The 12,467-nt window shown below is 72.6% G+C and carries 9 protein-coding genes; 2 read left to right on the forward strand and 7 right to left on the reverse strand.

Annotated features, from left to right (window positions below; genetic code table 11):
- Positions 1-167: 167 nt before the first annotated feature.
- The 3 genes from pepN to OG965_RS12705 form a co-directional block, all read right to left on the reverse strand.
- Positions 168-2,657: an aminopeptidase N gene (gene pepN, locus OG965_RS12695; RefSeq protein WP_371652112.1), complete on the reverse strand. Its 2,490-nt coding sequence runs from the start codon at positions 2,655-2,657 to the stop codon at positions 168-170.
- Positions 2,658-2,753: 96 nt separating this feature from the next.
- Positions 2,754-3,056, reverse strand: coding sequence for a chorismate mutase (locus OG965_RS12700; protein WP_101387841.1), 303 nt, complete (start codon positions 3,054-3,056; stop codon positions 2,754-2,756).
- Between the two features lie 11 nt (positions 3,057-3,067).
- Positions 3,068-3,955, reverse strand: a complete 888-nt coding sequence (locus tag OG965_RS12705; RefSeq protein ID WP_371652113.1) for a helix-turn-helix domain-containing protein — start codon at positions 3,953-3,955, stop codon at positions 3,068-3,070.
- A gap of 119 nt (positions 3,956-4,074) precedes the next feature.
- Between OG965_RS12705 and OG965_RS12710 the strand changes: the two genes are divergently transcribed.
- Both OG965_RS12710 and OG965_RS12715 read left to right on the forward strand, forming a co-directional pair.
- Positions 4,075-5,826 (forward strand): beta-galactosidase, encoded by a 1,752-nt coding sequence (locus tag OG965_RS12710; RefSeq protein ID WP_371652114.1) that lies wholly within the window; start codon positions 4,075-4,077, stop codon positions 5,824-5,826.
- Positions 5,827-5,885: 59 nt separating this feature from the next.
- On the forward strand, positions 5,886-6,308 hold the full coding sequence (locus OG965_RS12715) for an enediyne antibiotic chromoprotein (RefSeq protein WP_371652116.1): 423 nt from the start codon (positions 5,886-5,888) through the stop codon (positions 6,306-6,308).
- A 60-nt stretch (positions 6,309-6,368) separates the two neighbouring features.
- Here OG965_RS12715 and OG965_RS12720 read toward each other — a convergent pair whose 3' ends face one another.
- The 4 genes from OG965_RS12720 to OG965_RS12735 all read right to left on the reverse strand — a co-directional run bounded on the left by OG965_RS12720 (position 6,369) and on the right by OG965_RS12735 (position 12,346).
- The gene (locus OG965_RS12720) at positions 6,369-9,437 is read right to left on the reverse strand and encodes an endo-alpha-N-acetylgalactosaminidase family protein (RefSeq protein WP_371652117.1); all 3,069 of its coding nucleotides are present in this window, start codon (positions 9,435-9,437) and stop codon (positions 6,369-6,371) included.
- A gap of 254 nt (positions 9,438-9,691) precedes the next feature.
- Positions 9,692-10,831, reverse strand: a complete 1,140-nt coding sequence (locus OG965_RS12725) for a sensor histidine kinase (protein WP_371652118.1) — start codon at positions 10,829-10,831, stop codon at positions 9,692-9,694.
- Positions 10,828-11,481 (reverse strand): response regulator, encoded by a 654-nt coding sequence (locus OG965_RS12730; RefSeq protein ID WP_371652120.1) that lies wholly within the window; start codon positions 11,479-11,481, stop codon positions 10,828-10,830. Before OG965_RS12730 ends, OG965_RS12725 begins: the two co-directional genes overlap by 4 nt.
- An 82-nt stretch (positions 11,482-11,563) precedes the next feature.
- Positions 11,564-12,346, reverse strand: a complete 783-nt coding sequence (locus OG965_RS12735; protein WP_371652121.1) for a trypsin-like serine protease — start codon at positions 12,344-12,346, stop codon at positions 11,564-11,566.
- Positions 12,347-12,467: the final 121 nt, after the last annotated feature.

Genomic DNA, 12,467 nt, shown 5'->3' on the forward strand with positions numbered 1-12,467 from the left:
GTGCGCGAACGACGGCCTCACCAGCCTGGAGCGTCCCGGCGCGATGGGGCTGCCCTGCACAACGATCTCAACCCGAAAGTGGTACTGGCCCCCGGAGGTGGGGTGTTGGGGGGTGGCGCGCTGGTATGAGCACGCCACCCCCCAAGGCCGTCGTACGGCGGCCCGGGTCAGGCGTTCCGTACCGCCAGCGCCCTGCGCAGGTCGTCGACCTGGTCGGTCAGCTTGCGCCGCAGGGCCGGGAGAAGGTCGCCCTGGGACAGGCACTCCTCGCCCAGGGCCACCGCCTCCGCGTCGACCGCGAAGTCCGGGAAGGCGTAGCGGCCCGCCGCCTCCGCGATCGCGGGGCCGCGCCGGGCGGCCAGCGGGACCGCGTCCACGTAGTAGCGCGTCACGTACTCCCGTACGAGCTCGGCCTGTTCGGGCTGCCAGAAGCCCTGGGCGGTCGCCGTGAACAGGTAGTTGGAGAGCGCGTCGCCCTCGAACATCGCGGCCCACGCGGCCGCCTTCGCGGGCGCGTCCGGCAGCGCGGCGCGGCAGCGGGCCGCGCCCTCCTCGCCGGTCGCGCTGGGGTCGCGCGCCAGCTCGGCGGCGATCTCCGCCTCGGAGGTCGCGCCCAGCACCGCGAGCCGGTACAGGACGCGCCAGCGCAGCTCCGGGTCGAGCTCGGGGCCGCCGGGGACGCTGCCGTCGGCCAGCCACTCCTGGATGGTGTGGGGCTGGGCGGCGCAGTCGATGAAGTGGCGGACGGCGGTGAGGCGCAGGCCCGGGTTGTCGCCGTCCTCGGTGCGCCGGATCAGGTCCCGGGTCAGCTCGCCGAGGAGCGCGAGCGCGGCGGGGCGCGCGCCGTCCGCGAGGTAGCGGTCGACCACCTGCCCGTGGGCGAAGGTGAGGACGCCCTGCACGATGGCCAGGTCCGACTCGTGCGGGAGGTGGGCGCGGGCCGCCTCCAGATAGGCGGCGGGCGGGAGCTGGCCGTCGCGGACCATGTCGCGGGCGGCGTTCCAGACGACCGCGCGGGCGAGGGGGTCGGGCAGTCCGGAGAGGGAGCGCAGGGCCGTCTGCCACGATTCGGCGTCCAGGCGCACCTTGGCGTAGCTGAAGTCGCCGTCGTTGAGGAGCACCAGCGCGGGGCGCGCGCCGGCGCGGGTCACCGGCTCGGCGGCGGGCACGTCGGTCTCGAAGCGCTCGCGCAGCACCAGCTGTCCGGGGCGCGCCGGGTCGATGTCGTACGCGCCGACGGCGATCCGGTGCGGCCGGTCCCCGTCCTGCTCCACGGCGAGCGTCCAGGAGCCCCCGTCCTCCCCGACCACCGGCGTCAGCGTGTCCACGCCGGTCGTGCGCAGCCACTTGTCGGCCCAGGCGTGCACATCGCGGTCGGTGGCGGAGGCCAGGTTGTCGATGAAGTCGGCGAGCGTGGCGTTGCCGAACTTGTGCCGCTTGAAGTGGGTGTTGATGCCCGCGAGGAAGTCCTTCTCGCCCAGCCAGGTCACCAGCTGGCGCAGTGCGGACGCGCCCTTGGCGTAGGAGATGCCGTCGAAGTTGAGCATCGCGGAGGCGGTGTCGGGCACGGCGGCCGGGTCGGGGGCGACGGGGTGGGTGGAGGGCCGCTGGTCGGCGTCGTACCCCCAGGCCTTGCGGACGATCCCGAAGTCCACCCAGGTGTCGGTGAAGCGGGTGGCCTCGGTGAGGGTCTGGTAGCCCATGTACTCGGCGAACGACTCGTTCAGCCAGATGTCGTCCCACCAGCGCAGGGTGACCAGGTCGCCGAACCACATGTGGGCCATCTCGTGCGCGACGACCATGGCGCGGGTCTGGCGCTCGGTGTCGGTGACGGCGGAGCGGTAGATGAACTCGTCGCGGAAGGTGACCAGGCCCGGGTTCTCCATCGCGCCCGCGTTGAACTCGGGCACGAAGGCCTGGTCGTACGAGTCGAACGGGTACGGCTCGTCGAACTTCTCGTGGTAGCGGTCGAAGCACTGCCGGGTGATCTCGAAGAGTTCCTCGGCGTCGGCGTCCAGATACGGCGCGAGCGAGCGGCGGCAGTGCAGACCGAAGGGCAGGCCCGCGTGCTCGGTGGTCACCGAGTGCCAGGGGCCGGCGGCGAGCGCCACGAAGTAGGTGGAGAGCAGCGGGGTGGTGGCGGCCTTCCAGCGGCCGTCGCCCTGCTGCTCGGTGATGCCGTTGGCCAGCACGGTGCAGCCTTCGGGCGCGGTGACCGTGAAGTCGAAGGCGGCCTTCAGGTCGGGCTGGTCGAAGGCGGCGAAGACGCGCTGCACGTCCTCCATGAAGAGCTGGGTGTACGTGTAGGTCTCGCCGTCGACCGGGTCGGTGAAGCGGTGCAGCCCCTCACCGGTGTGCGAGTACGTCATCTCCGCCTCGACGCGCAGCTCGTGCGGGCCCTCGGCGAGACCGGTGAGCGCCAGGCGGTTCTCGACCAGGGCGGCGGGGTCCAGCGGCTGTCCGTCGAGGCTGACCGAGCGCAGGGTGGCGGGCTTGACCTCGACGAACGTGTCCCCGGCCGCGCGTGCGGTGAAGTGGATGACGGTCTGGGAGTCGAAGGTCTCCTCGCCGGTGGTGAGATCGAGCTCGATCTCGTACCGCTGGACGTCGAGGAGCCGGGCACGGGTCTGCGCTTCGTCGCGCGTCAGTACGGACATGGAGGCCATGCTGCCCGATGCGCCCCGGTCCGCACACGGGGATTGCGTTGCGCTCTCAGCGCAGGGCGCTCGGACAGACGGCGGCTCACGACGACATCACGACGACTTGGCGATCGTCTCGTGGTGCCTGATCACCTCCGCGATGATGAAGTTCAGGAGCTTCTCGGCGAAGGCCGGGTCCAGTTTGGCGTTCTCCGCCAGGCGGCGCAGCCGGTCGATCTGCTCGGCCTCGCGGGCCGGGTCGGCCGGCGGCAGCTTGTGCTCGGCCTTCAGATGGCCGACCTGCTGGGTGCACTTGAAGCGCTCGGCGAGCATGTGGACGACGGCCGCGTCGATGTTGTCGATGCTGTCCCGGAGCCGGGCGAGCTCCGCCTGCACGGAGGGGTCGATCGTGGTCATGGTCGTCGAGCTTACGTGGCCGGGCCCGGGATCGTCGGAGGGTGTTCAGGATCCGGGATCCTGCTGCTCCAGCCGCCGGGGACGGCTCGGCCCTGCTGCTCGCGGAAGCGGACCGGGGCGGTGCCGACACGTCGGGTGAACAGGCGCGAGAAGTACGCGGGGTCGTCGTAGCCCACCCGGCGGGCCACGGCGGCGACCGGCAGCTCGGTGGCCGCGAGGAGCTCCTTGGCGCGGCCGAGCCGGATGCCCAGGAGGTAGTCCTTGGGGCTGCACCCCGCGCCCCGGCGCACCGCCGTGCGCAGCTCCGCGGGGGTCATGCCGTGCCGGGCGGCGTGCTCGGCCACCGACAGCGGCTGGAAGGCGTCGCGCGCGAGCGCCTGCAGAACGGGGTCGCCGTCGGGCGCGAGGTCGGCGCGGGCGCGGCGCAGGGCGACGAGGAGTTCGTGGACGGCGGCGCCCGTCTCGACCTCCAGGAGCGGGTTGCCCCGGCGGGCCGCCCGGGCGATCCGGCCGACGGCGGCCCGGGCGCCCGCCGTGTCGGCGAGCGGCACGACGGGCCGCTCGGGTTCGATGTAGCCGAGCTCGGTGTACGTGGCGGTGGCGGGCCCGGTGAAGTCGACGAACGACTCGTCCCAGCCGGTGGCCGGGTCGGGCCCGTAGTGGTGCGGCACGCCCGGGGTGAGCCAGATCAGCGCGGGCGCGGTCACGGTGAGGCGCTCCCCGTCCGCGCCCCGGAACCAGCCGCCGCCCGCGCCGATCACCACGGCGACGTGGTGGTCCAGGGTGCGCGGCCCGACGGTGGGCAGCGTGCCGTGCTGCATCCCGACGCCGAGACAGACCAGGCCGAGCCGGTGGTGGACCGGGCTCGGCGTGAAATAGCGCATCCAGGTGTGGTACATGCCGGTTCCGCCGCCTCCCGTCCCCCTTTGCGTCCAATCAGCGCCGATCTTTGTCCATGGACCGGCGCCCGCGCCAGGGGTGAGGCTGACCCCGGAAGATCGAGAGACGGGCGGGGCCGGTGGCTGACTTCACCGTGGGTGACGAGGACTTTCTGCTGGACGGGCGGCCGGTGCGGCTGCTCTCGGGGGCGCTGCACTACTTCCGGGTGCACGAGTCCCAGTGGGGCCACCGCCTCGCGATGCTGCGGGCGATGGGGCTGAACTGCGTCGAGACGTATGTGCCGTGGAACCTGCACGAGCCGACCCCGGGCCGCTACCGGGACCCGGACGCGCTGGGCCGGTTCCTGGACGCGGCCCGCGCCGCCGGGCTGTGGGCGATCGTGCGCCCCGGCCCGTACATCTGCGCCGAGTGGGAGAACGGCGGCCTGCCGCACTGGCTGACGGGCGCGCTCGGGCGGCGGGTGCGCACCCGGGACCCGGAGTATCTGCGGCACGTGGAGCGCTGGTTCGAGGCGCTGCTGCCGCAGGTGGTGGCCCGCCAGGCCGACCGGGGCGGCCCGGTGGTCATGGTGCAGGTGGAGAACGAGTACGGCAGCTACGGCTCGGACCGGGTGTATCTGCGGGCGCTCGCGGACCTCCTCGCCGAACTGGGCGTGACCGTCCCGCTGTTCACCTCCGACGGCCCCGAGGACCACATGCTGACCGGCGGCTGTCTGCCGGGTGTGCTCGCCACCGCGAACTTCGGCTCGGGCGCCCTCGAAGCCTTCGAGGTGCTGCGCCGCCACCGCCCCAAGGGGCCGCTGATGTGCATGGAGTTCTGGTGCGGCTGGTTCGAGCACTGGGGCGCGGAGCCGGTGGTGCGGGACGCGCGCGAGGCGGCCGGGGCGCTGCGCGAGATCCTGGAGTGCGGCGCCTCCGTCAACCTCTACATGGCGCACGGCGGCACCAGCTTCGCCGGGTGGGCGGGCGCCAACCGGGACGGCGAGGCCCATCTGGGCACGCTGCGGCCGGACGTCACGTCGTACGACTACGACGCGCCCATCGACGAGTACGGCCGCCCGACGCCGAAGTTCTGGGCGTTCCGCGAGGTGCTCGCCGAGTACGCGCGGGACCCGCTTCCCGAACTTCCGCCCGCGCCCCCGGTGTTGGGCGCCCCGGTCACCGTGGCGCTGACGGAGTGGGTGGCGGCCGAGGACGTACTGGAGGCGCTGGGGTCGGCGGAGGGTGTGTACGGGACGCCGCCGACGTTCGAGGAGCTGGACGTGGACCGGGGCGTGGTGCGCTACCGGTTCGAGGTGCCCGGGCCCCGGCAGCCGTATCCGCTGCGGGTGCTCGGTCTGCGGGACCGGGCGGTCGTATACGTCGACGGGGTGCGGGCCGGGGTGCTCACCGAGGACGACGCGGTGCTGCCGGAGCCGGTGGCGGGGCCCGCCGTGGTCGAGCTGTGGGTGGAGTCGTTGGGGCGCGTCAACTACGGGCCGACGCTCGCCGAACCCAAGGGGATCACCGTCGGGGTGCTGCACGAACGGCAGTTCCTGCACGGTGTGAGGGTGCGGGGGCTGGGGCTGGACGCGTTCGAGGACGCCGAGCGGGTGCGGCGGTTGCCGTTCCGTTCAACTGCGGAGGCGGGCAGGGGGCTGTTTCGCGGCACCTTCGACGCCCCCATTCCGGGTGACGCGCGGCTCGAACTCCACGGCCTGGTCCGAGGTTTCGTGTGGGTTAACGGCTTCAACCTCGGGCGTTATTGGAATACCGGTCCGCAGCATTTTTTTCACGTCCCCGGAGCGGTGCTGCGGGATCAAGCCAACGAGGTATGGGTGTGGGAGCTCGAAGTTGAGGACGCAACGGGTCCGGAAGTGAGGCTCCACTAACCTCGAAGAGCGCCCAAGAAAGCGCATTCCACCTTTCCGACGCACACTTTGAGGTTGACATGAAGGATCTCATCACCCGGTCCCGCATCGCCAAGTTGGCCGCCTCTGGAGCCGCCGTGGCAGCGACCGTGCTGCTCGCCACTCCCGCGTCCGCCGCGACCGCGATCTCGGTCACCCCGAGCAGCGGTCTCTCCGACGGCCAGACGGTTTCGATCTCCGGTTCCGGCTACACGCCCGGCGCCGCCGTGAACGTGGGCGAGTGCGCCTCCTCCACCCTCTGTTCCAACGATGTCAAGAACCTCACGGCCGACGCCAACGGCGCCATATCGGTGACGCTCGACGTCAAGAAGGCCTTCGTCGCCAAGGACTGGTCCACGGGCCAGGACGTCAATGTGGACTGCTCCGCAGCGGGCACGCAGTGCAACATCACCGCCTGGGAGCAGACCACCGGCAACACGGTCCAGAACATCTCCTTCAGCTGAGCACGTGAGTGAATGACCGCCCGGCGGCCTCCCTCCGGCCGCCGGACGGTCCGCCTCTGCCTACAACTCCGTCACCTCGAAGGCGTCCAGCGTGAACTCCGCCGTGCCGTCGTCACCGGTCTTGCGCAGTCCGACCCACGCCTCGCCGGTCGCGGGGGCCGTGAACTCGTAGACCAAGGCGGTCGGTCCGGTAGCCGCCCCGAACACCTCGCGGCTCAGTTCGCGCGTTTCGGCGCCCTCGTCGACGGCCGTGATCCACGCGTACTGGCCGGCCTTCTCGCTCTCGTAACGGAAGCCGACGCGGTAGCGCTTACTGGGGAGGAACCGGACAGTGAAGGGCACGGTCCGGTAGACCAGTCCGTCGTTCTCGCCGCGTGACTTCAGCGACTGGCCGCCGTCGATCACGTCGTCGATCGCCTTCCCGTTCCAGCCGCGCCGGGTGTACGGGGCGTGCCGCTGCGCGAGGTGGGTGCGGGGGTCGGTGGCGCCGCCCGCGTCGCCCTTGACGAAGACGCCCCAGCCCTGCGGCACGTTCTCGAAGTCCTCGAAGGCCAGCGCGCCCTCCTTGGCGGTGGGCCGGGCCGCCACGACCCGTACGTTGTCGAACCGCACCCGGGCCTCCCCCGCCTCCGCGCACAGGGCCAGTTCGACCGGGCCGCCGCCCTCGGGGACCGCGAAGTGGGTGAACATCCGCTGGAAGCGGGTGCCGTGCTTGCGGTCGGCGGCGACGTGGTTGCCCGCCGTGGAGGTCGCCGTCCAGTTGCGCGCGGCCACACCGTCGGCGGTGCGCACCTCCAGGGCCGCGACGCGCCGCTCCCCCGCCCGCTCGCCCACCTCGACCTGCACGGACGCGGCGTACGTACCGGGCGCGAGGCGGGTCAGGCGCTGGCTCGCCGAGGCCGCCGCGCCCGCGCCGATCACCAGCTCGTAGTCACCGAGTGCGCTGCGGCGTACGGACGCGGGGCCGCTGACCGTCCAGCCCTTCAGGGAGCCGGAGTGGAAGCCGGGGTCGTAGAGGCCGGTGCCCTGGCCCCAGCGCGGGTCCCGGTTCCGGGCGCGCTCGCGCAGGACGACATAGGGCTGTCCGGCCGCCGCGCCCTCGATGGTGACCGTGCCGGAGCGCACGGGCAGCTCGCGCTCGTACGCCCGGCCCTGGTCGGTGAGCCGGTACAGGACCACCGTGCGGGCCCCGGACCAGCCGCGCGGCAGCCGCCAACTGGTCGTGCCACCGGCCGGGTTGTAGTGGTAGAGCTTGGCCGGGTCGGCCGCGCGACGGGGCTCCCAGGGCAGCAGATAGGCGCCGCCGTCGTACACCACGCGCGCGTCCGTGGTGATCCGGCGGGTGCCGTCGGCGTCGGAGACCGAGGTGGCTCCGGGCCCGAAGAAGGTGATCTCGTGCTCGCTCCAGCGCCGGATCGGATACGCCTGGAGGTACTTGGCGGGCAGCGACCGCGTCCAGATCAGCTCGTAGAACGCCGTCCAGTCGGTCTTGCCGACCCACCCCTCGAAGTTGCCCATGCGGGCATGGCCGAGCAGGGTCGGCCACTTGTCGGCGAAGACGTCCTTCTGGTGGTTCCGGACGAAGCGGATCAGCCGGGAGTTGATGCCGCGCGAGGTGTCGCCGCCGTAGTCGGTCTCGTTGGCCCAGTGCGACCAGAGCGAGGAGCGCTCCAGGCCGTGGCCCCACTCGGAGGTGACCAGCCAGCCCTGGGCGCGCAGTTCGCGCTGGAGGCGGTCGGAGGTCCAGCCGGACTCGCGGAACACGTCGATGTAGAGGGCGCCCAGCGCCGGGTCCGCGTCGCGGCGCAGCGCGGCGAAGCGCCGCGCGATGTCACCGGAGACCAGGTCGCGGCGCTGGTCGATGCGGTACGACTGGTCGAGCCAGTCCCACTGCTCGTTCGCCTTGTCGACCAGCGTCTCGGAGAAGGCGTGGGCGACGGGGTAGGACTCGGTGGCGTTGACGTGGACGGCGAAGTCGCTGTTCCACTTCTTCCCTTCGCGGACCAGGTGGTTGAGGTCCTCGATGCCGCCCGCGCGCTCGTTGTAGTTGCCCGCGTAGTCGGGGTGGGCCGAGTCGTGGCCCTCGGACTGGTAGCCCTTGAGCAGTGTGTACTGGCGCAGGCCGTCGGTGGCGAGCGAGATCCGCTTGACGTTGTCGAGGGTGGCCAGGAACGGGTTGGTCGCCTGCGAGGCGAAGTTGAACGGGATGTGCGGGACGACCCGCAGATGCTGCTCGTCGGCGCCGAGCGGGCTGACCATGATGTCGCGGAACGCGATGGCCGCGTCCTGCCAGTCGACGGTGCCGTCGCCGTTTCGGTCACCGGTGACGATCACGGTGGCGTACGGCAGCGGCTCGGTGTCCGGCACGGCGGCGGTGGCGGCCCGGTGCGTCCACTGGCCGGGGACGAGCCGCGCCTCCACGTACCCGTCGCGCTTGCGGGTCTGGCGCCACAGCCGCCCGTTCTCCCAGGTGGTCCCGGCCGCGCTGTCGGGCTTGTCGTAGACGGTGTTGGTCTCGACGGCCCCGCCGAGCCCGTCGTGCGCGAGCACCGCGTACGCGCAGCCGACCGGCGCCGCGTCCGGGGCGGTGTCCGCGGTGACCCGGACGAGCGTGTCTCCGCTCTTCGCCTTGTCCAACTGGATCCGGGCGGCGAGCAGCGCCGCGCCCGGCTGGTCGCTGCGCACGGAGAGCAGGGCGAGGCCGGGGATCTGGAGGGTGCCCACGCGCAGGGCCGCGGTGTCGTCGATCCGGGTCACCCGCCAGTCGACGCGGTGCCCCTCGACGCGGATCTCCACGCCGATCTCGGTGCCGCCCTCGAAGGCGAGCGTGTACGCGGCCCGGTCCCGGCCCGTCCGCACGGTGACCCGGGGCGTGTGCGCGACCCCGTCGACCAGCACGCTCGTGACCGGCTCCTCCTGCCCGTACAGCTTCGCGCCGGTCGCGCGGTCGGTGTACGAGACGATGCGCGGGAACGCGGTGCCGACCCGCACCTCCAGGTCGCGCGAGCGGATGGCGCTCTCCCCGGCGGCGAGCGCGACCCCGGGCGCCCCCAGCGCGACCCCGGCCCCGGCCAGCGCGGTGGCCGCCACCACCGTCCTCCGCTTCGGTCCGCTTGCTTCAGCGTTCACGCCGGCTTCCTCCTCGTGACGGGGTCTCGTGCCAGGTCACGATGGGCCGGGAGGGGGGTGCGCGCCCATGGACAAAGGGGGAGGGGGTGTTGGACTAAGCGCTTCGGGTGCGGGTTGTGGTGGGCTGGTCGCGCAGTTCCCCGCGCCCCTAAAAATGCCGCTTCGCGGCAATCACCTGGGCGCCCCGCAGGGGCGCTTCAGGGGCGCGGGGAACTGCGCGACCAGCCCCCGCCCACCCGCAGACGAACCCCGGGCTAAAGAAGCGGCAGGACTGCCAGCACCAGCCAGCCCCCCTCCGGCGCCGGGCCCGCCGTCAGTTCGCCGCCGAGGGCCGTCACCCGCTCGCCCAGGCCCGCGAGGCCGAACCCCCCACCCCGCGCGCTCGGCGGCAGCCTCGCCGCGCGGGAGCCGTCGTCCGCGACCCGGACCTCAAGGCCGTCCTCGACCAGCCGCAGCCCCACCCGCACCGCACTCGCGTCGGCCGCGTGCTTGCGCACATTGGTCAGGGCCTCGCGGACCACGCGGTAGGCGGCCGCCGCGACCTCGCCGGGGAGGCTTTCGTCCAGGCCCGCCTCCACGTACAGCACGGCCGGCGGGCCCGCCAGGGAGAAGCGGTCGGTCAGCTCGCGCAGCTGCGCCAGGCCCGCGACCGGCTCGGTCTCCGGCTCGCCCTCGCGCAGCACCCGCACCAGCCGGCGCATGGCGCTCAGCGCCTCGCCGCCCGCCTCCTCGATCCGGCCGAAGGTATCGGCGGCCCGCTGCCCCTCGACCGAGGTGAAGCGGGCCGCGCGGGCCTGGACGACGATGCCGGTGACGTGGTGGGCGATCAGGTCGTGGAGCTCGCGGGCGAGTTCGATGCGCTCGGCCGTGCGGACGGCCTGGAGGTCGCGCACGCGCTGCCAGGACTGGGCGCGCAGCAGCAGCGAGTACGCACTGACGACCACCGTGAGCACCGCGAAGAGCAGGGTGAACCGGCCGGGCGAGGCGTCCCGGACCGGCACCGCCATACAGCCGAGCCCGAGCACAGGACCGAGGACGGCGGCGGTGCGGGACGGCGCCCGCAGCAGGACCGCCGCGAGCAGCACCAGGAGCGCCACCGCCTCGCCCATCCCCCAGACGACCTCCGGGCGGTCGAGGAACATCAGCCCGGTCGCGGCCCAGGTGACGACCGCGGCGGCCCAGGCCCGTACGACGAGGTCGAGTCGGGGCCACGGCAGTGCGCACAGACAGACCACCAGGCCCGAGGCCCAGACGACGGCGTGCGGCGAGGTGGGCCGGCGGGCCAGCGCCAGGCCTTCGAAGACGACGAGCCCGACCAGGACGGCGGCGAGCGCCGCGCGGGCGGCCTCGGCCCACCGGGGGTGGCGGCGCAGCCAGCGGCGGAGCGGGCTCACGCCGCGCCCGTGGCCAGTCCGCTCTCCCAGGCCCAGGCGGCGATCTCCACCCGGTTACGGGCGCCGAGCTTGCCCTGCACATTGGCCAGATGGGTCTTCACGGTGGAGAGGGAGACGTACAGTTCGGCGGCGATCTCGGCGTTGGTGGCGCCGCGCGCCAGACAGCGCACGACGTCGCGTTCGCGCTCGGTGAGGGGTTCGGCGGGCTGCCGCAGGGACGTGGCGGGGCGGGCGGCGGCGAGCTCGCGCAGCAGCCGGACCGTGATCGCCGGGGAGACCAGGGAGTCCCCGGCGGCCGCCGCCCGTACCGCCTCGACCAGCATCTCGGGGCTGGCGTCCTTGAGGAGGAAGCCGGAGGCGCCGCCGTGCAGGGCGGCGTGGACGTACTCGTCCAGGTCGAAGGTGGTGACGATGACGATGTGCGGGCGGTCGCGGCCGGAGAGGCGCCGGGTGACTTCGAGCCCGTCGAGGCCGGGCATGCGGATGTCGAGGAGCAGGACGTCCGGGTCGTGCCGGTCCACCGCCTCCAGGGCGGACGGGCCGTCGAAGACGTCGTCGAGGACGTCGATGTCGGGCCTGCTCTCCAGGATCATGCGGAACCCGGTCCTGACCATCTCCTGGTCGTCCGCGATGACCACTGTGATCGGCATGTCCACATATGACCAGATTGGGCCGGACGCCCGCAAATTCGGGGCGCCCGGCCGGGAGGAGCCGTGCGGTGCGAGCGGCGCGCTAGAGGGTGGCCGCGGCCTTCGCGATGTCGGCGGCGAAGGTCGAGACCTCGCTGTACACGCCCGGGTAGCCGGGCTCGGCGCAGCCCTGGCCCCAGCTCACGATGCCGACCTGGATCCAGGCGTTGTTGTTGTCCTTGCGGAACATGGGGCCGCCGGAGTCACCCTGGCAGGTGTCGACGCCACCCTGCTGGACGTAGCCCGCGCAGATCTCGTCGCTCGGGACGAGGTCGCTGCCGTACGCCTGCTGGCACTGGGCGTCGGAGACGAACGGGACCGTCGCCTTGTAGAGGTAGCGCTGCTGGCCGCCGCCCTCGCTGCGGGCGCCCCAGCCGGCGATGGTGAAGGTGCCGTTGTTGAACGCGGTGGTGGTGGCGAGCTTGAGGGTGGGCTGGTCGACCGGCTTGGCGAGCTTGATCAGCGCCCAGTCCTTGCCCTGGCCGTTGTAGCCGGGCGCCTGGAGCACCTTGGTCGACTTCACCTTGATGGCGCTGCTGCTTTGGAGGTCGACGACGCCCGCGGTCGCGGTGATGGAGGTGTTGTTGCCGGAGCCGCTCACGCAGTGGGCGGCGGTGAGAACGATCTGCTGGGTGTAGAAGGCGCCGCCGCAGCCCATGGAGAGGCGGACCATGAACGGGAACTCGCCCTGGGCGGCCCGGGTTCCGCCGACCACGGGCGCCTGGGACGCGGAGGCTCCCGTGACGGGCTGGAGGGTGAACGCGGCGAGGGTGACCGCCGCGACGGCTATGCATCTCTTGAGCGCACGCACGAGGGTGTTCTTCAAGGGACTGCCTTTCGTGGGGGGGTTGAACGTGGGGGGGGTTGAGCGTGGGGATTGTCGGACGTTGGGGATTGTCGGACGTGGGGATTGGACGTCTCCGCGCTCCGGCGCGCCGCTGGGATGA

Origin of the sequence: Streptomyces sp. NBC_00224, from assembly GCF_041435195.1 — a bacterium.
Classification (GTDB): Bacteria; Actinomycetota; Actinomycetes; order Streptomycetales; family Streptomycetaceae; genus Streptomyces.

Excerpts from the sequence above, each read along its gene's own strand:
- pepN (WP_371652112.1), bottom strand. The coding sequence starts at position 2,657 with ATGTCCGTACTGACGCGCGACGAAGCGCAGACCCGTGCCCGGCTCCTC.
- OG965_RS12700 (WP_101387841.1), bottom strand. The coding sequence starts at position 3,056 with ATGACCACGATCGACCCCTCCGTGCAGGCGGAGCTCGCCCGGCTCCGG.
- OG965_RS12705 (WP_371652113.1), bottom strand. The coding sequence starts at position 3,955 with ATGTACCACACCTGGATGCGCTATTTCACGCCGAGCCCGGTCCACCAC.
- OG965_RS12715 (WP_371652116.1), top strand. The coding sequence starts at position 5,886 with ATGAAGGATCTCATCACCCGGTCCCGCATCGCCAAGTTGGCCGCCTCT.
- OG965_RS12730 (WP_371652120.1), bottom strand. The coding sequence starts at position 11,481 with ATGCCGATCACAGTGGTCATCGCGGACGACCAGGAGATGGTCAGGACC.